17 protein-coding genes and 1 riboswitch are annotated in these 21,404 nt (G+C 66.3%); of the genes, 7 read left to right on the top strand and 10 right to left on the bottom strand.

Annotation, left to right across the window (positions count from 1 at the left end; genetic code table 11):
- Positions 1-15 precede the first annotated feature (15 nt).
- Entirely contained in the window at positions 16-1,026 is a 1,011-nt protein-coding gene (locus tag ACREBX_RS09750) for a cupin-like domain-containing protein (RefSeq protein ID WP_431561548.1), read from the top strand.
- On the opposite strand, the gene ACREBX_RS09745 is transcribed toward ACREBX_RS09750, so the two are convergent.
- The 10 genes from ACREBX_RS09745 to ACREBX_RS09700 form a co-directional block, all read right to left on the bottom strand.
- Positions 1,023-1,748 (bottom strand): phytanoyl-CoA dioxygenase family protein, encoded by a 726-nt coding sequence (locus ACREBX_RS09745; RefSeq protein WP_431561547.1) that lies wholly within the window; start codon positions 1,746-1,748, stop codon positions 1,023-1,025. The genes ACREBX_RS09750 and ACREBX_RS09745 overlap by 4 nt on opposite strands.
- Positions 1,712-2,485, bottom strand: a complete 774-nt coding sequence (locus ACREBX_RS09740) for an ABC transporter ATP-binding protein (protein ID WP_431561546.1) — start codon at positions 2,483-2,485, stop codon at positions 1,712-1,714. The genes ACREBX_RS09745 and ACREBX_RS09740 overlap by 37 nt, the downstream gene beginning before the upstream one ends.
- Positions 2,479-3,480, bottom strand: coding sequence for a FecCD family ABC transporter permease (locus ACREBX_RS09735; protein WP_431561545.1), 1,002 nt, complete (start codon positions 3,478-3,480; stop codon positions 2,479-2,481). The genes ACREBX_RS09740 and ACREBX_RS09735 overlap by 7 nt, the downstream gene beginning before the upstream one ends.
- Positions 3,477-4,331: an ABC transporter substrate-binding protein gene (locus ACREBX_RS09730; RefSeq protein WP_431561544.1), complete on the bottom strand. Its 855-nt coding sequence runs from the start codon at positions 4,329-4,331 to the stop codon at positions 3,477-3,479. Before ACREBX_RS09730 ends, ACREBX_RS09735 begins: the two co-directional genes overlap by 4 nt.
- On the bottom strand, positions 4,331-4,939 hold the full coding sequence (gene cobO, locus ACREBX_RS09725) for a cob(I)yrinic acid a,c-diamide adenosyltransferase (protein WP_431561543.1): 609 nt from the start codon (positions 4,937-4,939) through the stop codon (positions 4,331-4,333). The genes ACREBX_RS09730 and cobO overlap by 1 nt, the downstream gene beginning before the upstream one ends.
- Before the next feature lie 177 nt (positions 4,940-5,116).
- Positions 5,117-5,336: riboswitch (cobalamin riboswitch) on the bottom strand.
- 50 nt (positions 5,337-5,386) lie between these two features.
- Positions 5,387-6,541 (bottom strand): acetyl-CoA C-acyltransferase, encoded by a 1,155-nt coding sequence (locus ACREBX_RS09720; protein ID WP_431561542.1) that lies wholly within the window; start codon positions 6,539-6,541, stop codon positions 5,387-5,389.
- Positions 6,542-6,545: 4 nt separating this feature from the next.
- Positions 6,546-7,775: an acetyl-CoA acetyltransferase gene (locus ACREBX_RS09715; protein ID WP_431561541.1), complete on the bottom strand. Its 1,230-nt coding sequence runs from the start codon at positions 7,773-7,775 to the stop codon at positions 6,546-6,548.
- Position 7,776: 1 nt separating this feature from the next.
- A complete protein-coding gene (locus ACREBX_RS09710; protein WP_431561540.1) occupies positions 7,777-9,468 on the bottom strand; it encodes a class I adenylate-forming enzyme family protein in 1,692 nt (563 codons plus the stop codon).
- Between the two features lies 1 nt (position 9,469).
- Complete coding sequence (locus ACREBX_RS09705) at positions 9,470-10,966, bottom strand: carotenoid oxygenase family protein (protein WP_431561539.1); 1,497 nt, start codon at positions 10,964-10,966, stop codon at positions 9,470-9,472.
- The gene (locus ACREBX_RS09700; RefSeq protein ID WP_431561538.1) at positions 10,963-11,931 is read right to left on the bottom strand and encodes an NAD(P)H-dependent flavin oxidoreductase; all 969 of its coding nucleotides are present in this window, start codon (positions 11,929-11,931) and stop codon (positions 10,963-10,965) included. The genes ACREBX_RS09705 and ACREBX_RS09700 overlap by 4 nt, the downstream gene beginning before the upstream one ends.
- Positions 11,932-12,051: 120 nt before the next feature.
- Here ACREBX_RS09700 and ACREBX_RS09695 point away from each other — a divergent pair, with 120 nt between their 5' ends.
- From ACREBX_RS09695 to ACREBX_RS09670, 6 genes are all read left to right on the top strand, one after another.
- A complete protein-coding gene (locus ACREBX_RS09695) occupies positions 12,052-14,340 on the top strand; it encodes a TonB-dependent receptor (protein ID WP_431561537.1) in 2,289 nt (762 codons plus the stop codon).
- 114 nt (positions 14,341-14,454) lie between these two features.
- The gene (locus ACREBX_RS09690; protein WP_431561536.1) at positions 14,455-15,396 is read left to right on the top strand and encodes a winged helix-turn-helix transcriptional regulator; all 942 of its coding nucleotides are present in this window, start codon (positions 14,455-14,457) and stop codon (positions 15,394-15,396) included.
- A gap of 31 nt (positions 15,397-15,427) precedes the next feature.
- A complete protein-coding gene (locus ACREBX_RS09685; RefSeq protein ID WP_431561535.1) occupies positions 15,428-15,757 on the top strand; it encodes a hypothetical protein in 330 nt (109 codons plus the stop codon).
- Between the two features lie 59 nt (positions 15,758-15,816).
- Positions 15,817-17,082, top strand: coding sequence for a TolC family protein (locus ACREBX_RS09680; protein WP_431561534.1), 1,266 nt, complete (start codon positions 15,817-15,819; stop codon positions 17,080-17,082).
- Positions 17,079-18,203, top strand: coding sequence for an efflux RND transporter periplasmic adaptor subunit (locus tag ACREBX_RS09675; protein WP_431561533.1), 1,125 nt, complete (start codon positions 17,079-17,081; stop codon positions 18,201-18,203). The genes ACREBX_RS09680 and ACREBX_RS09675 overlap by 4 nt, the downstream gene beginning before the upstream one ends.
- A 1-nt stretch (position 18,204) precedes the next feature.
- The gene (locus ACREBX_RS09670) at positions 18,205-21,378 is read left to right on the top strand and encodes an efflux RND transporter permease subunit (protein ID WP_431561532.1); all 3,174 of its coding nucleotides are present in this window, start codon (positions 18,205-18,207) and stop codon (positions 21,376-21,378) included.
- Positions 21,379-21,404 lie beyond the last annotated feature (26 nt).

Genomic DNA, 21,404 nt, shown 5'->3' with positions numbered 1-21,404 from the left:
GGGCAGGGAGGTCGCGTGAACGGGGCATTGGAGGAAATCGCCGGCAAAGATGCCGTCGCGATCGCACGCGCGGTCGAGGCGGCCGATCGCCCCGTCATCATCCGCGGCATCGCGGCAGACTGGCCCGCGGTGGCCGCCGCGCGTGAGGGCGACGAGGCGATCGCCGCCTATCTCGCCGCGCGCGACAACGGCAAGCCGCTGACCGTCCTTGTCGGGCCGCCCGAGACTGGCGGACGTTATTTCTATTCCGACGATATGCGCGGAGTGAATTTCCGCAGCGAAAAAATGCCGATGGCGACCCTCGTCGAACGGCTGATCGCGCTGCGCGATACCGCCGACGCGCCCAGCCTCTACGCCGGATCGACGCCGACGCCCGACAGCGTCGCGAGCTTCGCCGGTGAAAATCCGCTGCCGGTCGACACCGGCGTCGACCCGCGCATCTGGGTCGGCAACAACAGCCGCATCGCGCCGCATTACGACATGGCGGCAAACATCGCGGTCGTCGTTGCGGGGCGGCGGCGCTTCACCCTGTTCCCGCCCGATCAGATCGCGAACCTCTATGTCGGCCCGGTCGAGCGCACGATCGCGGGGCAGCCGACGAGCATGGTCGACCCCGACCATCCCGACCACGCGCGCTACCCGCTTTATGGCGAGGCCGAGCGCCGCAAGCGGGTCGCCGACCTCGCACCCGGCGATGCCATCTATATGCCGCCGATGTGGTGGCACCATGTGCGCAGCGACGGCGCGCTCAATGTGCTCGTCAATTACTGGTTCGGCCAGCGGCAGGACCGCTTTCCGTTCGCGGCGCTGATGCTTGCTATGCACTCGATCCGCGAGCTTCCCGACAGCGAGCGCAAAGCGTGGCGAACCTGGTTCGACCATTATGTTTTCGGCGAGGGCGCCGTGCACGCAGTCGACCATCTGCCGCCGCACGCGCAGGGGGTGCTCGGCCCGCCGTCGGCGCAGCGCGACCGGATGATCATCGACTATGTCGTCGGCTTTTGCCGCAGCGGCGGCAGCGGCTAGCCCGCCTTCATCCATACGACGAGCGCGAAGCGCGTCGCGCGCGCCGGTAAGGTCCTATGGGGCGTAAAGCGATCGAGGAACAGCGCCGTCCCCGCCGGGCATTCAGGCTGAACACGCGGCAGACCGGCAAGGCGCCATTCGGGGATTTCGAACCCGTCGTCGCCCTCGCTCGCAAGCGGTGCGGGCTGGCGTCCCGCCGCAATCTCCAGCCCGCCGCACTCCGGCCCGGCATCGCTCAGCGGGATCCACGCCGTCACCACGACCTTGCCGCATCCGGTGCCGTCGTCGCGCGCGACGTCGCTGTGCCAGGCGTGGCGATGCTCGGGAAAGCAGGCGATGCTGGCACGGACGCGCGCAATCTTGTCCGACAATTTGCGACCACCGAGCCGCTCGGCGGTTTCGATCAACCTTGGATCGTTCGCCAGCGCCTGCAGCGTTGGCCCGCGATGTGCGTCGGTACATACCGCAACGCGAAGCAAGTTCGCGACGCTGCGCTCGTGTGCATAGACCCGGTCGATCCGCTCGCTCGGTGGCGCGTCGGGGCAGCTTTGCTCGAAGGGCAGGTAGAGCGCGCGAGAGACGCGGTCGATATGCTCGGTAATGTCGGCCTGTGCCGCGCGGACCAGCTCCGGTTCCAACAGCGGCACGGCGGCATAACCCTGCTCGGCGAACAGCGTCTCGTCCGTCACCGCGCTCGCCCGAACAATGTGATCGTCGGCCATTCGCCATCGGTTTCGACGCGCGCATCGATGCCATACACTGCACGCAGGCGCGTGGCGGTCAGCACCGCGGCGGGCGTGCCGTCGGCGATGATCCTCCCGCCATCGATCAGCAGCAGCCGATCGCAATAGCGCGCCGCGAGCGTCAGATCGTGGAGCACCGCGATCACCAGCGCGCCGCCCGCCGCCTCGGCGCGCAGCATGTCCATCACGTCGATCTGGTGCCCGGGGTCGAGGCTCGCGAGCGGTTCGTCGGCGATCAGCGCCGGCGCCTCGACGGCGAGCGCGCGCGCAAACAGCACGCGCGCCCGTTCGCCGCCCGACAATTCGGTCGCGATCCGGTCGCGCAATTCCAGCACATCGGCACGCTCCATCGCGCGCTCGATCGCGGCCGTGTCGGCGTCCGAAATCCGTGACATCGGCGCGAGATGCGGGAGGCGGCCGAGCCCGACGAGCCGTTCGACGGTCAGCGGCCAGTGCAAGGTCTGCCCCTGCGGCACATAGGCGATCCGCCGCGCGAGGTCGGCGCGCGGCATCGCGGCTGCATCGACGCCGTCGACGCGCACCTGGCCGATGGCAGGGACGAGCGCGAGAATCGCGCGGGCGAGCGTCGACTTGCCCGCGCCATTCGGCCCGACGATGCCGGTCAGCGTGCCGGGGCCGAATTCGGCGCTGACATCGTGCACCACCGCTCGGCGGCCAAGCGTCACGCCGACATGGTCAAGGGAGAGGGTCACCATAGCCGTCGCTCCCGCATCAGGTGGATCAGGAAGACGGGGACTCCCAGAAACGCAGTAACGACGCCGAGCTTCAGTTCGTTCGTCGTCGGGATGATCCGCACGCCCAGGTCGGCGAGCGTCAGCAGCGCCGCGCCGCCGATCGCCGAGGGCAGCAGGATCGCCGACGGGCTGCGGTCGGTCAGCGGGCGGATCAGGTGCGGCACGATCAGCCCGACAAAGCCGATCGCCCCCGAAACCGCGACCGCGCCGCCGACCCCGATCGCGGTGCCGATCAGCAGCCGCAACCGCGTTTTCCGAAGGTCGGTGCCCAATGCCTGCGCCGCATCCTCGCCAAGCGTCAGCGCATCGAGCGCGCGCCCGTTCCACAGCAGCATCGCGGTGCCGATCGCGATGCACGGCAGCGCGATCCACACATGGTCGAACGACCGGTTCTCGAGGCTGCCGAGCAACCAGGTCATGATCTCCATCGCAGCAAAAGGATTGGGCGACAGGTTGAGCGCGAGGCTGGTCCCCGCAACCGCGAGCGTCCCGACGGCGATGCCCGCGAGGATCAAGGTCAGCGGGCTTTCGGCCTTGCCCGAGAGGATGAAGAGCAAGGCGAGCGAGAGGAGCGCGCCGCCGGTGGCGAGCAACGGCAGCACGATCGGGTGGATGTCGGCCAGCCCGAAATAGATCGCCGCCACGCCGCCGAGCGCCGCGGCGTTCGACGTGCCGAGCACCGAGGGTTCGGCGAGCGGGTTGCGCAGATAGCCTTGCAATGCCGCCCCCGCGAGCCCCAGCATCGCGCCGACTGCGAGCGCCAATATGGTGCGCGGCAGGCGCAGGTCGAACAGGATGATCGACGCGACCTTGTCGCCGTCGCCCGTCGCGGCGGCGAGCAATCGCGCGACCGACAGATCGACCGCGCCGAAGAGCAGCGACGCGACCGCAGCCACGAGCGTGAGGAGCGCCAGAGCGGCGATCAGCGACCAGCGGGGGAGGGCGAAGCGGTTCATGCGCCTTTCCCTTCGAGCTTCGCGATTTGCGCTGCCATGCTGCGCGCCGCATGCGAGTAGGCGGGGCTGCCGCACACCGTCCACGCCTGCGGAACGCTGATGCGCGGAATGTCCATCAAGGCTGGATGGTGCAGCATCTCGCTCCCCTGGTCGGTCACTTTGTCGGTCGCACTCTCGACGATCAGGAAGTCGGGCTCGGCGGCGACCATTTCCTCGAGGCTGAGCTGTGACAGCGGCGGCTTGCCGAGCTTGCTCGCGAGGTTGACGAGGCCAACGCGCGTCATCAGCTCGTCGATCAGCGTGCCGGTGCCGGTCATATAGCCGCGGCGCTGATAATAGGCCGCGACCCGGCCCTTGCCCGGCCTGGGTAGCCCCGCGAGTTCGCCTTCCATCCGCGCGATCAGGGTGGTGCCGCGTTCAGGGTGGCCGACAGCAACGGCGGTCTGGCGGATCGATGTATAGATTTCGTCGAGGGTGCTCGCGGTGGCGAGGTCGAGCAGCGGGTAGTTCTGCTTCGGCAGCGCCGCCAGCGCCGCGCTGCGGCTTGCAGGCATGCCGATGATCAGGTCGGGTTCGATCGCAAGGATCTGCTCGGCCGAATTGCTGAGCAACGGTATCCCGCGCGCCTTCGCCGCCTCACCTGACATCTCGGGGTCGGTCGCATTTTTTGTTAGTCCGTAAATCTGTTTGCGGTCGGCGAGCGCGAGCACGAGCTGGTCGGCGCACAGGTTGATCGACACGATGCGCTGCGGAACGGCCGGCGCTTTCGCGGGCGGGGTGGGGGAGGCAGCCCATAACAGGCCCGCGCCGCCGAGAAGCGCAGCTGCCGCCGCAAGGGCGCGCCAGCGCATCAGAATTCGATCCCTTTCTGTGCCTTTACATTCTGCTCGCGGAACGGATGCTTTACCTGCGCCATTTCGGTGACGAGGTCGGCCGCGTCGATCAGGTCCTGCGGCGCGTTGCGCCCGGTAATGATGACATGCGTCATATGCGGTTTGCCCTCGATCGCCTCGAGCACTTCACCCACCGGCAGATAATCATAGCGCAGCACAATGTTGAGTTCATCGGCGATCACCATCGCATAGCTTGGGTCGGCGATCATCCGCTTCACTTCGTCCCACGCCGTGCGCGCCACCGCGATGTCGCGCGTGCGATCCTGCGTGTCCCAGGTGAAGCCTTCGCCCATCGGCTTGAATTCGATCAGGTCGGGGAAGCGGTCGAACACCGCTTTCTCGCCCGTCGCCATCGCACCCTTCACGAACTGCACGACGCCGACCTTCATGTCGTGGCCGATCGCGCGGACCGCCATGCCGAGCGCGGCCGAGGTCTTGCCCTTGCCGGGGCCGGTGTGGACGATGATCAGGCCCTTTTCGACGGTTTTTGTCGCGACCTTCTTGTTCTGCGCGGCCTGGATCTTCTTCATTTTCGCCGTGTGCTCGGCGTCGGTACGCGTTTTCATGGGAAAACCCCCGCACGCCGGCAACGAAGGCGGAGCCTGCCGACGCGCGGGCGCGATCGACCGGTGCTGAAACCGCGGGTGGCGTCACGCCTGCGGCCCCGGCCCCGAAGCGGCTCCAGCCGCTTGGTCGTCGCTCGACGGATGTCTCCGTGCCGCGGCCTTTCCCTGGGCCAGGTCATTGAGCGACCCACGCCGGCAGGTCTCCTGGCTCGCGGGTCAGGGCTCGATGCACGCCTTCCCAGGTGACCCCAGTGGCTGATCCGAAAGAGTCGGATCGGTGCATCTCGCTCGCCGCTTACAGTTGCAGGGACAGCCTCGGCTTCGGGGGTTCAGGACGAACCCCGTTACCGCGTTCCCATTTTAAGCCCTTTCGGGCACCGGCGCGATCATGCGCGGAGCAAGCCCCGCATGCGCAGCCCATAAAGAAGCCGGGCTTTTTCGCAATGCCTATTGCCGCTCGACGATCATCGCGGCGCCGACCCCCATCGCGCCGGTCAGCACGACGAGGCCGTATCGGCCGCTGCACGCGTCGAGCGCGTCGAGCAGAGTCGAGGTCAGGATCGCGCCGCTCGCGCCCATCGGATGGCCTTTAGCGAGATGGCCGCCGCTCACATTGACCCGTGCCGGATCGGCGTCGCGGTCGCGGTGGAACTTGGCGATGGTGACCGCAAATGCCTCCATGAACTCGATCCGGTCCATGTCGCCGAGCGCCAGCCCCGCGCGCGCCAGCACCTTGTCCATCGCGGCAAAGCCGGCGGTGAGCGACGCCGCCGGATCGCCGCCGCTTTCGGCAAAGGCGAGCACGCGGGCGCGCGGCGCGATGCCGAGCCCTTCGGCGCCGACGAGGGCAAGCGCCGCGCCGTCGCAGATCGGCGGCGCATGCGCGATGCTGTGGAGCGGCTCGAACGTCGCACCTTCGAGCGCGCCGGCATATTGCTGCTGCAATTCGCCAAAGGCGGGCGGCGCGGCGGCGAGCGATTCCGCGGTCGTTTGCGGGCGAATACATTCTTCGCCAGCCAGCGGCCCGGTGGCGATCCGCGACTTCTGGAGCGCGGCGTCATTTTCTGCCGCGCCCGCCTTTTGCTGCGAAGCGAGCGCTACGGCGTCGAGCTCGGTGCGGCTGATGCCCTCAGCATGTGCAAGGCGATCGGCAGCTAGCACGGGTGGCACGAAGCGCGCACGCGGCGACAGTTCGTCGTTGGTGTAGAAGCCCGCGCGATCGCCAAGAAAGGGCGCGCCGCTCATCGACTCGACGCCGCCCGCTAGGATGTGCGTGGCTTCACCGCTCGCAACCTTCGCGACCGCCTGTCCGATCGCCGACAGCCCCGACGCGCAATAATTGTTGATGCTGTGCGCCGCCGTCGTGTCGGGCAAGCCAGCATGAAGCTTAGCCAGCATCGCGATATGTCCGCCCTGCGCGCCGCTCTGCGTGACGCAGCCGAGCAGCAGCGCATCGGGAGCGCGTGCAACATCGCCGCAGCGTTCGGCCAACGCCGCCGCCTGCTGACGCACCAGCTCCTGCGGACTCAGCCCCGCGAGTCCGCCGTCGGGCCGCGCTTTGCCACGCGGTGTTCGTACCGCGTCATAGAGATAGACGTTCAAAGGGTCAGGCGCCGACGACGAAGCTGACCGCCGTGGTTGCGCTACCCCCGACGTTGAACGTCGCGAAATTTTTCGCACCTTCGACCTGATAGTCGCCGGCATTACCGGTGACCTGCCGCCAGCTGTCGAGCAGCATTCGCACCCCCGTCGCCCCGACCGGATGGCCGAGTCCGATGAGGCCGCCCGACGGATTGACCGGCAATCTGCCGCCCAATGCTATCGTGCCATCCTCGACCGCGCGCCAGCTTTCGCCGGGCGGCGTGATGCCGAAATGGTCGATCGCCATATATTCGGTGATCGAGAAACAGTCATGCACCTCGACCCCGTCGCACGCATAGACGTTGGGCATTTTGGCGCGGTGGAGCGCGTCCATCATCGCCTTGCGCACGCTCGGAAAAACATAGGGCTCGCCGCGGCTGCCTTCGACCTTCGTCGAATAGAGCAGGGGGGCGGTGGCATGGCCCCAGCCTTTGATCCGCGGAATGCTGTCGATCGAAATGCCGCGCCGCTTGGCATAGGCTTCGGCGACATCGCGCGAGGCGAGGAAGATCGCCGCGGCACCGTCGGTAACCTGTCCGCAATCGGACTTGCGCAGCGAGCCCTCGATCAGCGGATTGACCTCGTCATTCTCACCAAGATGATCGTCGGTCACTGCCCAGCCGCGCGTCTGCGAGTTGGGGTTCTTCTTTGCATTGGCAAAGTTGTTCGCCGAAATGCTGCGCAGATGTGCGCGGTCGAGCCCGAAGCGTTCCTCATATTCCTCGGCGACGCGCGCGAACATGTACGGCCAGAGGTAGCGCGCTTCCTGCGCCTCGCGCCCCGCCCATGCCGCGGCGCCGAGATATTCGGCGGCACGCTGGCCGGGGACGTTGCGCATCAGCTCGATGCCGAGGACGAGCGCGAGGCCGTAACGCTCGGCCTCGATCTCGGCCGCAGCGGCGAGGATCGCGATGCTGCCCGACGCGCACGCGGCCTCGTGGCGCGATGCCGGAATGCCCGCAAGGTCGGGATGAACATGGCCGAAGAAGCCGCCGAGCTGGCCTTGCCCCGCGAAGAGTTCGCCGACGAAATTGCCGACATGCGCGGTTTCGACTTCCTTCGGCTCGATGCCCGTCGCGACGAACGCCGCTTCGGCAACATCGCGGAACAGTTCGAACAGCCCGCCGCCTTCGCGTTCGAGATTGCGCGCAAAGTCGGTCTGTGCGCCGCCGAGGATGAAGACGTCCTTTGCCATGTCAGGCTTCCTTTTCGAGAGTGGCGAGCGCGCGTTCGCGGACTTCGCTGCGCATCACCTTGTTGGTGACGTTGCGCGGCAGCGCGTCGAAGCGGAACAGTCGCTCGGGCAGCTTGAACACCGCGAGATCGTGCCCGCGGAGATAGTCGGCGACCTCGCCGATCCCGACATCGTCCGGCCCGTGCGGCACATAGGCAAGGCCGATGCGTTCGCCCATAGCCGGGTCGGGGAGCGAGAAAACGCACGCCTCCGCGAGCAGGGGATGCCCGCCAAGCAACTGGTCGATTTCCTCGGGCGAGATATTGACCCCGCCGCGGATGATCAGGTCCTTGCAGCGCCCGACGAAGCGGTAGAAGTCGCCGCCCTCGGCGATCTCGAACAGGTCGCCGGTACGGAACCAGCCGTCGTCGGTGAAGGCTTCGGCGGTGCGGTCGTGGGCGTTGTGATAGCCCTCGAACAGTGTCGGCCCGCGGATCTGGAGTTCGCCCGATACGCCGTCCGCCTCGATCGCATCGCCGCCGCCGGGCGGAACGAGTCGGCTTTCGATATTGGGCGCACGGCCCTCGCCATAGGGACGCCGATAGGTGCCGCGCCGCGGGAACAGGCTCGCGCGCTTGTCGGGGTCGGGCATGTCGCCCTCGCCGGTGATGAAGCTCATCCCCTCGTTCGACCCGAAGACATTGACGATGATGATGCCGAGCTTTTCCTGAAAGCCGCGCACCATAGCGGGGGCGAGCGGCGCCGAGCCCGACGCGATGACGCGCAGGCTGGAAAGGTCGACCGACGCGAGCAGCGCCTCATTCTGCAGCAGCATGTTGAGCACCGCGGGCGGCGCGATCGTCAGGCTCGGCCGTTCGGTTGCGATCTGCTTGAGGTAGATGGCGGGGTCGAAGGGGTGGTGCAGCACCATCGTCCCTGCGCTGGTGAGCCAGCACATGGTGATGCCGCCGATGCTCGCCATGTTGATGAGCGGGAAGGGGTTGAGCAACACATCGCCCGGCCCGACCTTCATCGCCTCATAACCCGCGCCCGCGACCGCGATCCAGTGATTGTGGCTGCGCGGGACGCCCTTGGGCACGCCTGTGGTGCCCGAAGTCCAACAGATGGTGAAGATGTCGTCGGCGTCGACCGGATTGGCGGCAACATGCGCGGCAAGCGCTCTTTCGTCGTCCTTCGCGGTCGACAGATCGAGCGCCGCGTCGGGCGCGTCGGGGCCGAAGGTCATCAACTGGATGCCGCCCAGCAACGGCGCGGCGACCCCGACATGATCGCAACCCTTGACCTGCGTCGCGCAGATGAATGCCCTGGGTTCTACGACGCCTATCATGCCCTTCAGCTCGTGGCTGCGATACTGCACCGCCGCCGGACTGACGATCGCGCCGATCTGCGCGGCCGCGAAATAGAGCGCGACGAATTCGCTGATGTTGGGCAACTGGACGAGCAACACGTCGTCCTTGCCGATCCCTGCGACAACGAGCGCGCCCGCTATCCGGTCGATCTCGGCTTTGAGTTCGGCATAGGTCAGCCGCTGCGGCGCGCCGAAAGCGAAATCGGCGCGGTTCGGCGCATCGACGAGCGCGAGCCGGTCGGGATGCGCCACCGCATTGGCGAAAAACAGGTCGGCGAAACTCTTGTCTCCCCACCAGCCGCTTTCCCGATGCTGCCGTCTTTTGTCCTCTCCCGCGGCGATCATCTCAGGCGGCCAGCACGCTGTTTTCGCCCATGCCGATATCGTCGCCGCTCGCCCACACGGTGTGGGTTCCCGAGCAGATGCGTTCGGGCAGAATGATCCGGCACACCGGCCCTGCCGCGACATTCTTCGCGTCGATCAGCACGCATTCGCTCGTGTCGGTTTCAAGGTCGGCGATGAAGGAAACGAGATAGCCGTCGTCTTCGTCCTTCGCATTGATGCGCGGCGCAAAGGGTGCCTCGCTGCCGAAACGGCCGGGGCCGAACTCATAGGATTCGCTCGTCCGCGCATTAAGATCATGCTTCACCAACCCGCGGAACAGGAACCAGCCGGGCTCGGGGATCGCACTGTATGCGTAGCGATACGGCTTGCCGGCATAGCGGTGGTTGAACATGCCGAATTCGAGGTCGCGGTCGTCGAGCCGCTCTTCGACCGTCTCGCCGGTCTTCAAATTGAAGCGCCAGCGGTGGAGGCGCGGCTTGAGCAATCCCTGGTCGAGATAGGCCATCATCCGCTCCAAGCCCTCCGGGGCATTGGGATAGGATTTGGGCATTGGCTCTTCCTGATAATAGCCGTCGAGGATGATCTCGTCGCCTTCCTCCCATGCGTTGAGCCAGTGTAAAGTGTAGGTCGGCTCGGCCTCGAACCAACGGATATCCTCGGGCTGGCCGTGCCGCGGGATGATCGCGAAGCGCGTCTTTTCGTCGGGGTGGAATTGCACGACGTGCAGCCGCTTTTCGAGCAGTTCCTCGTTCCAATAGAGCGGCATGTCGTTGAGGATCGTGTAATTCTTCGTGAACGCCATATCGTGCGGCAGGCGCGGCCCCGCGAGCGGAACCGGGATATAGTGCTTCAGCTTATTGTCGGCCCCGACGACGCCGTAATGCATGAAGGGCGCGTGCTTCGAGTAATTGAAGAACATGAGCTCGCCCGTCGCAAGGTCGACCTTGCAATGCGCCGATATGCCGTCGAGCGGCACCCAGCTTTCGGTTCCATGCTGTTCGAGCGTGAAGGGGTCGAGCCGGTACGCCTCACCGCATTGATAGAAGGTCGAGATGATCTTGCCGGCGTGGATCGCGACGTCGGTCGAGCTTGAATCCTTGAGCCATTCCTGCGCCCCCCAGCCGTGGCGCGTCGATTTGTGCGGCGGCTCCATCAGCCCCGCCCAGAGCGACCGCCCAGCTTCCTTCTCGGCCTCGAACCCCTTAGTCCGCACGAAGCGGCTGCGATAGCTCGCGCGGCCGTCCTTGAAGCTGATCGCGTGGATGAACCCGTCGCCGTCGAAGGGATGATAACGACCGATCGGTTCGTGGATCTGGTTCTCGCCGGTGCGGACGTACACGCCATCGATGTCGTCGGGGATTGTCCCGATCACTTCGGCATCGCCATTGACGAAGATCGCGTTCCATTCGTTGAACGTCGGCCGCCACGCGCCCTTCATATAGGGGTGGTCGTTCGGCTGGATCGTCGTCTCGATCGTCTCGACAAGCTGGGCGGTCATGCAATGACTCCTTCGGCGGGGGCAAAGCGCGGGCGCGTTGCGGCCGCATCATATTCTGAAACGAGGCGGTCGACGATAGCCGCAAGGGGCTCGACGCCGCGCACCGCACCGACGCCTTGCCCGGCGGACCAGACATTCTTCCACGCCTTGGCATCGTCCTGCGCGTCGGAGAAGTTCGGGCGCTTGTTCTCGGGCATGTTCGTGGGGTCGTATCCCGCGGCGATCAGGCTCGATTTCAGCCAGTTGGCGGTCACACCGGTGATGCCTTTCGAAGGCACGATATCCTCGGCGCCTGCCGCGACAACCATATCCTTGTACCCCGGCACCGCCATGCTTTCGGCGCAGGCGATCAGCGAGGTGCCGAGATAGGCGAGATCGGCGCCCAATATCTCCGCCGCGCGAACGGCATGGCCGGTCGAGATCGCGCCGCCGAGCACGAGCGGCCCGTCCCAGAACTGCCGGACCTCTTCGACAAAGGCGAACCCTGCGGTCGCGCCGGTATGCCCGCCCGCGCCTGCCGCGACGAGGACGAGCCCATCGACCCCGGCTGCGGCGGCCTTGCGCGCGAAGCCGACCGAATTGACGTCGGCAAACACCAGCCCGCCATAGCTATGGATTTCCTCGACGACCCGGGCGGGACTGCCGAGCGCGGTGATGACGAGCGGCACCCTGTGGCGCACAACGCACGCGACATCTTCGGCAAGCCGGCTGTTCGACGGATGGACGACGAGGTTCACCGCCCAGGCGGCCGTCTCGGGGTCGTTCGACAGCGCGGCGTCGATCCGGTTCACCCAATCCTCGAGATCGGCCGACGTGCGGGCGTTCGGGGCGGGGAAACTGCCGATCATCCCGGCGCGCGAGGCGGCGATCACCATCTCGGGACCCGACACCAGAAACATCGGCGCGGCGATCGCGGGCAGGCGCAAATTACGCGTCAGCGCAGGGGGAAGGCCGTGTCGCGGCAACGTGTTTCCTCTCTCAAATTATCTGACTTGCATAACGATACTTAAAGCCCTTATGAGTCGCAAGGCAAGAAAAACATCGCGGGCGGTGGTCGCCAAGACGATGATGCGTGGGAGGACCCTATGAACAGAAATTTTGTTGCGCTGCTCGCTGCATCGGCGCTCGCCAGCCCCGGTATCGCTTTCGCGCAGGACGCGGCACCCGCTGAAGAGCAGGGCGGGCTCGAAGAAATCATCGTGACCGCGCAGAAGCGCGCCGAGGGCTTGTCCGACGTGCCGATCTCGATCTCGGCGATCAGCGGCAAACAGGTCGAGAATTACGGACAGACCAACCTCGAACAGATTTCGTCGTCGGTCCCGAACCTGAAAATCACCCAGACCGCGATCGCCAACCGGATCGCGATCCGCGGCATCGCGTCGGGCGACAACAAGGGGTTCGAACAGTCGGTCGCGATGTTCGTCGACGGCGTGTATTACGGCCGCGACCAGCTCTCGCGCCTGCCGCTCGTCGATATGGAGCGCGTCGAGGTGCTGCGTGGGCCGCAGCCGACGCTGTTCGGCAAGAATGCCATCGCGGGTGCGGTCAACATCACGACACGCAGCCCGACCGACGAGTTTGAAGGGTCGGTCAGCGGACTTTACGAATTCAACCACAAGGAATTCCAGCTCACCGGCGTCCTTTCGGGGCCGCTGAGCGACGGCGTCGAGGCGCGCGTCGTCGGTTATTACCGGACGATGGACGGCTATTTCTATAACCAGAAACTCGACCGGAACGAGCCGCAGGTCGACGAGAAATATTTCCGCGGCAAGCTGGAGTTCGATCGCGGCGGACCGTTCGCCGCCGAATTGAAGCTCGAATATGCCGATTTCGAAACGAAGGGGCAGCCGCGCGACGTGTTCGGCGCGGTGGGCAATTACAACACCGTCTTCCAGGGGCCGTTCTTCGTCAGCACCGACGCCGATTATGTCCGCGAGGACAATGGGTATGAGAGCAAGAACAAGGTGTTCGGCGCGACACTGAACGCTGACCTTGAAGTGGGCGAGCATACGGTGACCTCGGTGTCGTCGCTGCTCGACTACAAGACGCGCGAGATCGTTGACGTCGATTTCTCGGGGATCAGCTTCCTCGATGGCACGAACCTGCGCGAAGATTATCGCCAGTTCAGCCAGGAACTCCGCCTGACCTCGCCCGGCGGCGAGACGTTCAACTATATCGCGGGTGTCTATTACCAGCATGCGAAGCTCGACGTGCAGGATTTCACCCTGTTCAACCCGACCTTCCTCGCGCTCGGTCCGCCGTTCAACGCGCTCGGCGACACGCGCAACGACCGCGACTATGCGCAGAAATCGGACCTGATCTCGGGCTTTGCGCAGGGCGAGTTGTCGCTGACCGACCAGCTTCGCATCACTGCGGGCGCGCGTTTCAACCATGAGAAGAAGACCGGGAGCCGCACCCTCGCGGTCGTCAAGGGGCCGCTCAGCACCGCGCCGTTGCCGGTCGTCACCGCGGTGTTCCGCGCGCTCAATATCGAAGCGCACAGCATTTCGGGCAAGATCAGCGAGGACAGCTTCAACCCGATGGTCAATGTCCAGTTCGACGCGACTGACGATCTGATGCTCTACGCGTCCTATGCCAAGGGTACGAAGGCGGGCGGTTTCGACATAAGGTCGAACTCGCTGCCGACCTCGACCACCGTCGCAAAGCCCGGGGCGTTCGAGTTCGAGGACGAAAGCGCCGACAATTTGGAGGCGGGCCTGAAATACAAGGGGCGCAATGTCGCGTTCAACCTTTCGGTCTATCGCACCGATTATAAGGACCTTCAGGTCAACATCTTCGACGGCACGCTGAACTTCAACGTCCGCAACGCCGCCGAAGCGCGCACACAGGGCGTCGAGGCCGACTTCCGCGCCGCACTCGTGGACGGGCTGACGGTCAGCGGCGCGGTCGCTTATCTCGACTTCAAATTCACCAATTTCACCGACGGCCAATGCTATTATCTGCAGGTGCCGGGCGCGAACGGCTTTTGCGACTATTCGGGCAAGCGCAACGCGCTCAGCCCCAAATGGTCGGGCAATTTGAACCTCGATTACACGACGCCGATCACGACGAATATGAAGGTCGCCTTCAACGTCAACGCCGACTTCTCTTCCTCCTATATCGCGTCGGCGAACCTCGACCCGCGGACGCATCAGGACGGCTATATGAAGCTCGGCGCGCGGCTGGCGCTGGCTGAGGTCGACGATCGCTGGGAGGTCGCATTGATCGGCCGCAACCTGACCAACCAACGTATCCTGCAAACGGCGAGTTCGATGCCACTCGCGACGACGATCACGCGCAACGCCGGCAACGCCTATAACGGCATCGTCGACCGCCCGCGCACGATCGCGGTGCAATTGACCGGGCGCTTTTGATGCAGCTTTGATGCAGCGGGAAGGGCGGCCCAGGCCGCCCTTCTTGTCGCGGGTGCCAGCCTTGTCGATGCATCCCCCTTGGTCTAGGGGCGGGGAGAGGTAAGGACGGCTTATTTGAAACACGACCGCACGATCAGGGCCTGTTCGATCTGGCGCGCGCTCGATGTCGTCGGCGACGTCCCGGTGCTGCTGATCATGGAGCAGACCTTCCTTGGCACCCACAGCTTCGACGAATTCGTCGCGCGCACGGGGCTGGCGCGCTCGGTTGTCAACGGCCGCCTCAAGAAGCTGGTCGAGGAGGATTGCCTCGTCAAAGTGCCCAAGAAGGGCGGACGCGGTTACCATTATGTGCTGACCCAAAAGGGCCGCGACCAGTTTCCCAACGGCCTGATGATGCTCCGCTGGCAGCATAAGTGGGAGGCCGACAGCCGCGATTTCCAGGTCCGGCTCCACCATGCGACCTGCGGCCACGCGACCGAACCCATGCCGGTGTGCGCGCATTGCCGTGCCGAGGTCGACCCGCGCGACGTCGACTGGCGCGAGGGACCCGGACTCGCGCAGGTCGTCCCGCACTACGAACGCCGCCGCTTTAACGGTGAAATCGGCGCGCGGCGGCCCGGCGGGCGCCCGCTCGTTGACACGATGATCGAGCTGTTCGGCGACCGCTGGGCGACGCTCGTCGTCCGCGCGATGTTCACGCACATCAACCGCTTCGACGACATCCAGCGCGATACGTTGATGGCGACGAACATTCTAACCGGCCGACTCGAGCGGCTGGTGCGGCAAGGGATTTTGAAGACCGTGCCTTATTCGGCGCACGCCGACCGCGTCGAATATCGCCTGACCGCAAAGGGGCGCGACCTCTATCCGGTGCTCCTCGCGCTCCTGCAGTGGGGCGACAAATGGTTTTCGGACGAGCGGGGGCCGCCGTTGCTGCTCACCCATCGCCCGTGCGGCCATGACCTCAGCATGGTCGCCGCGTGCAGCCATTGCGGCGACGAGCTGCAACTGTCGAACAGCCGCTTTACGATCGAGACGGCGGGGGACGCTGCGTGACATTGCGCCCGCCCGCGACTATAGGCGCGGCATGCGGACGCTGATGCGCCTCCTGATTGGCCTCCTGGTATCGTTCTCGATCGGATTCGGGAGCATCGCGCATGCCGCCGAGGCGCCCGAGTGGACCACAATCGAATCCTGCGCCGAGGACAGCGGGCACACGCAGGATCAACCCGCCAGTGATCCCGACAAGATGGGGCTGCACAGCCACGGCGGTTGCCATGGCCATCATCAGGTTGGCGCCGTCGGCGCGCACGATCCGGCGACGCAACTGCCGCTCCACGGCCTGAATTTCGCCGCCGGCACCGATTTTGTGCCGCAACTGATCCCTGACGCGAACCTGCGGCCGCCGATCGCCTGAACCAGCCCGCGCTGCCGGTCATCCGGCGGCTGACTTTGGCTTGTTCAGGATAATCCACGATGAAATCATTATTGGCGGCCATGCTGGCCGCGCCGCTCTGTGCCTTGCCGGCGCAGGCGCAAAGCTCGTCCCCGTCCGCGGGCGGCGATATACTCACCCTTGACGAAGCGCTGGCCAATGCCGGCGTCGCCACGCCGCTGACACAGGCGGCGGAGGCCGGCGTCTGGGCCGCACAGGCCGGGCGTACCGTCGCCGGGCTGCGCCCCAACCCGTCGGTCAGCGTCGATACCGAGAACGCGCTCGGAACCGGGCCGTACCGCGGATTTGACGAATCCGACACGACCATCGCCTTCGCAATGCCCGTCGAACTCGGCGGGAAAAGGTCTGCGCGCGTCGCGGTCGCCGATGCGAAGGTGCGGCGCGCGTGGATCGACCTCGCCGTCGCAGAAGCCGATCGCCGGGTCGCCGTGACCGAGGCTTATGTCGCGGCGATCGCGTCCGAACGTCGCGCCAAAATCGCCGAAGCGCAAGTCGCGGTTACGAGCGAGAATCTGCGCATCGCGCGCGACCGTGTGATGGTCGGTGCCAACTCGCCGATCGACGAGCAGCGCGCCGTGCTGGAGCAGGTTCGCGCGACGACCGAGGCCGAAACCGCACGGCGTACGGCAATGGCGACGCGCGCCGCGCTGGCGCATTATGTCGGTGACGGCGCCGGATCGATGCTCGATCAAGGCTGGTTCGACGGTGCGGCCGCGCGGGGGCAGGGACCGGCAGTTCCTGTTGAAGCGCGGGGCACGCTGGCCTTGGCTGCGGCTGGCGCCGACACGGCGTCGGCCGAGGCGGACCTGCGGCTGGCGCGCAGCCAGCGCGCGCCCGACCTGACACTGACCGCCGGGACAAGGCGGCTCGAGGCAAGCAATGATCAGGCGATGGTGTTCGGCGTGTCGGTGCCGTTGCCGCTGTTCAACGGCGGCAAGGCGGCGGTGACGCAGGCCGCGCGCGGGCGCGACCGCGCCGAGGCGCAGCAGCGTATCGTGCTGTTCGAAGCCGAACGCGCGATTGCGGCGGCCGAAGCCGACCGCGATCGCGCAGCCACGGCCGTGCGCGCCTCCGAACCGGCACTGACTGCCGCGACCGAGGCCGCCCGCATCGCGCGTATCGGATACGCCGAGGGCAAGTTCGACCAACTGATCCTGCTCGACGCCGAACGGACCTTGCTCGACACCCGCCGCGCCGGAATCGATGCGCGCGCCGCCTATCACGATGCCGCCGCACGCCTTGAACGGCTGACGGCCCGGCTGCCCGCCGAGGGAGAAACCAAATGACGACCAAGACCAAATATCGGGCGGCGTTGCCGCTCGCGCTGACGCTTGTTCTGGCCGGTTGCGGCCAGCAGGCGGCGGCACCGGCCGAAAAGCCCGAGGCGAAAGAGGCCGAGGGCGTAGTCCATCTGACCGCGCAGCAAATCGAAGCGACGGGAATAACGATTGTCCGCCCGACGGCGGGCGTGGGCACGCTCAGCTTGCCCGCAACAATCGAAAGCGACCCGCAGGCGACGCAGGTCGTCTCGGCCGCGATCGGCGGGCGTGTCGTCGCGCTCAACAATAATCTCGGCGAGACGGTCCGCCGCGGCGAGGTCGTCGCGGTCATCGAGAGCCGTGATGCAGCGGGTCTGCGTGCCGAGGTCGAAGCCGCGCAAGCGCGCGCGAACCTCGCGCGATCGAACCTGAGGCGCGAAGAGCGGCTGTTTGCGCTCAAAGTCTCGCCCGAACGCGACCTGATCGCCGCGCGGACCGCGATGACCGAAGCGAACATCGCATTGCGTCTTGCGGGGCAGCAGGTGTCCGCGGCCGGCGTCGGCGGCGGCTCGCTCAACCGCATCGGCGTCGTCGCGCCGATCGGCGGGCAAGTGACGGCGCGCAGCGTCGTGCTCGGTCAGACCGTCGCGCCCGATGCCGAGCTGTTCCGCGTCGCCAACCTCGGCCGCGTGGTGATCAATCTGTCGCTGACTCCGGCGGACGCGGGTCGCGTCCGCGTCGGGACGCGGGTCGAGGTCCGCGCGGGAGCGCGCAGCACCACCGCACGCGTCCAGTTCGTGTCGCCCGTGCTCGATTCCGCGACGCGGCTCGTGCCGGCGGTCGCCCTGCTCGAAAACGGTGGCGGCATCTGGCGCCCCGGAGAGCCCGTCACGGCGATCTTGCAGGTCGGTAGTTCGGGCGAGGCGGTGAGCATCCCCGACAGCGCGATCCAGACGGTTGAAGGCCGGACAAGCGTCTTCATCCGCTCGAAAGACGGCTTCCGCGCCGTCCCGGTGACCGTCACGTCGCGCGTCGGCGGCATAGCGACCGTCACCGGCCTGTCGGGCGGCGAAGAGCTCGCGGGCGAAGGCAGCTTCACCCTCAAAGCCGAGCTCGCCAAGGGCGAAGCCGAGCATGGGGGGCACTGACATGATCGCCTCCATCGTCAATTTCGCGGTTGCGCGGCGCTGGTTCGTCCTGCTCGTCACCGCCATCGCCACCTTGATCGGCGCCTGGGCCTTGGCACGCCTGCCGATTGACGCCGTCCCCGACATCACCAACAACCAGGTGCAGATCAGCGTTCGCGCGCCCGCGCTGTCGCCCGAACAGGTCGAACGCCAGGTCGCCTTTCCGATCGAGACCGCGCTTGCCGGCATTCCCGGGCTTGAAAGCACGCGCTCGCTCAGTCGCAACGGCTTTGCGCAGGTCACGGCGGTGTTCGCCGATGCGACCGACATTTATTTCGCGCGCGCGCAAGTTGCCGAACGGCTGCGCGATGCCGAACGCGCGCTGCCCGAAGGCGTCGACCCCGAGATGGGGCCGATCGCAACGGGCCTCGGCGAAGTCTTCATGTGGACGGTCCATATGGAGCATCGCCGCGACGACAAGCATAAGCCCGGCGAGCCGGGAATGCAGCCCGACGGCACCTATATCACCCCCGAGGGCGACCGGCTGGTCACCGATGCCGAAAAGGCGACCTATCTGCGGACCGCGCAGGACTGGATCGTCACCCCGCTGCTCAAGCCTATCCCCGGGCTTGCGGGTGTCGACACCATCGGCGGCTATGTGAAGCAATATCAGGTCGTGCCCGACATGCAGCGATTGGCGGCGCTCGAATTGAGCTTGAGCGATCTCGCGCAGGCTCTGGAAGCTAACAATCAAGCGATCGGCGCGGGCGTCGTCGACCGCAACGGCGAAGGTCTGGCGGTGCGGTCCGACGCGCGCATCGGCAGCGCCGACGAACTGGCGCAGACGGTGATTGCGACGCGTGGCGGCGTCCCGATACGCCTCGACCAAGTCGCGGCTGTGCGCACAGGGCAAGCGATCCGCATGGGCTCGGCGTCCGAAAATGGCCGCGAGGTCGTCGTCGGCACCGCGATCATGCGGATCGGCGAGAACAGCCGCAATATCGCCGGGTTGGTTGCCGAGCGGCTCGAAGAGATCAACGCCTCGCTGCCGACCGACATCGTCATCCAGCCGGTGCTCGACCGCACCGGCCTCGTCAACGCGACGATCCAGACGGTGGCGAAGAACCTGACAGAGGGGGCGCTGCTCGTCATCGTCATCCTCTTCGTGCTACTTGGCAATTTCCGCGCGGCGTTGATCGCGGCGCTCGTCATCCCGGTCACGATGCTGCTGACGAGCTTCGGGATGCTCAAAGGCGGCGTATCGGCGAATCTGATGAGCCTCGGCGCGCTCGATTTCGGGCTGATCGTCGATGGCGCCGTCATCATCGTCGAAAATGCGCTGCGGCGGATCGGTGAGCGGCAGCACCAGCTCGGACGCACGCTTGACCGCGACGAGCGCCTCGGCGTCGTCGCGGCGGCCGCGCGCGAAATGATCCGCCCGTCGGTCTATGGGCAGGCGATCATCATCCTCGTCTATGTCCCGCTGCTGACGCTGACCGGGGTCGAAGGAAAGACCTTCACGCCGATGGCGCTGACCGTGATCGTCGCGCTCGCCGCCGCTTTCGTCCTGTCGCTGACCTTCGTGCCCGCGATGCTCGCGATATGGTTATCGAAGCCGGTCGAGGAAAAGGAGGGGCGGATCATGCGCTGGCTCGGTGCGCATTACGAACCCGGACTCGACCGGGCGATGGGTCAGCCGCGGGGGACGATGCTTGCGGCGCTGGCCGCGCTGCTGCTCGGCGCCGGCGCCTATGTCACGTTGGGACAGGAGTTCCTGCCGCAACTCGACGAAGGCGATCTTACCGCCCAATTGCTGCGCGTTCCCGGAACATCGGTCGACCAGAGCCAGGCGATGCAGCTTCGCGCCGAACGCGCGCTGGCCGCGCTGCCGGAGGTGAAGTTCGTCTTTTCGAAGACGGGCACCGCCGAACTCGCGTCGGACCCGATGCCGCCGAACATCTCCGATACCTTCATCATCATGAAGGCGCGGAAGGACTGGCCCGACTCGCGGCTCACGAAAGCGGAACTGACCGCGAAGGTCGAAAAGGCGCTCGCCGGGCTGCCGGGGAATGCCTTCGAGATCAGCCAGCCGATCCAGATGCGCTTCAACGAGCTGATCGCGGGGGTGCGCGGCGACGTCGCGGTCAAGGTCTTCGGCGACGACAGCGACGCAATGGCGGCAACCGCGAACCGCATCGCCGCCGTCTTGCGCAAAACCGAGGGGGCGACCGATGTTCGCGTCGAGCAGACCGAGGGCCTGCCGATGCTCGACATAAGGCCGAAGCGCGAAGCGATGGCCGGGCTCGGCATCACGGCCGCGGCACTGCAGGAAACGGTGGCGGCGGCGGTCGGCGGGCGCGACGCCGGGGTGATCTTCGAGGGCGACCGGCGCTTTGCCGTCACCATCCGCCTGTCCGACGCCGCCCGCAACGACTTTGCGGCATTGGGGCAAGTGCCGGTGCCGACGCCGGGGGGCAGCTTCGTCCCGCTCGAAAGCGTCGCCGAACTTGCGGTGGTCGATGGCCCGAACCAGATCAGCCGCGAGAATGGCAAAAGGCGGATTGTCGTCCAGGCGAATGTCCGCGGCCGCGACGTCGCGAGCGTCGTCGAGGATGCACAATCGGCAATCCGTGAACAGGTGCGCCTGCCCGCGGGCCAATATGTCGAATGGGGCGGGCAGTTCGAAAATCTCGCCTCGGCGCGTGACCGGCTCGCGCTCGTCGTCCCGGCCTGCTTCGCGCTGATCCTGCTGCTCCTCTATGGCGCGCTGGGCAGCGTGCGCGATGCCGCGATCGTCTTTACCGGCGTGCCGCTGGCGCTCGTCGGCGGGACGCTCGCGCTGGCGCTGCGCGGCATGCCGTTCTCGATCTCGGCGGCGGTGGGCTTCATTGCGCTGTCCGGCATCGCGGTGCTTAACGGACTGGTGATGGTAACATCGATCCAGCAGTTGATCGCCGAGGGCATGGCGCGCACCGAGGCGGCGAAGGCGGGGGCACTGGCAAGGCTCCGGCCGGTCGTGATGACCGCGCTCGTCGCGTCGCTTGGCTTCGTGCCGATGGCGCTCGCAACCGGTGCGGGGGCCGAGGTGCAAAAGCCGCTCGCTACGGTTGTCATCGGCGGGCTCATCTCCGCGACGCTGCTCACCCTGTTCGTGCTGCCGACGCTCTACGCGCGCTACGGGCGTCCGCGGCTTTAGGGCAACAACCTGCCTTCGTCGCGCCG

Source organism: Sphingopyxis sp. (genome assembly GCF_050725655.1).
In the GTDB taxonomy this organism is placed as follows: Bacteria; Pseudomonadota; Alphaproteobacteria; order Sphingomonadales; family Sphingomonadaceae; genus Sphingopyxis.
Note: the sequence above shows the minus strand (reverse complement) of the source record. Positions and strands in the feature narration are given on the sequence as shown.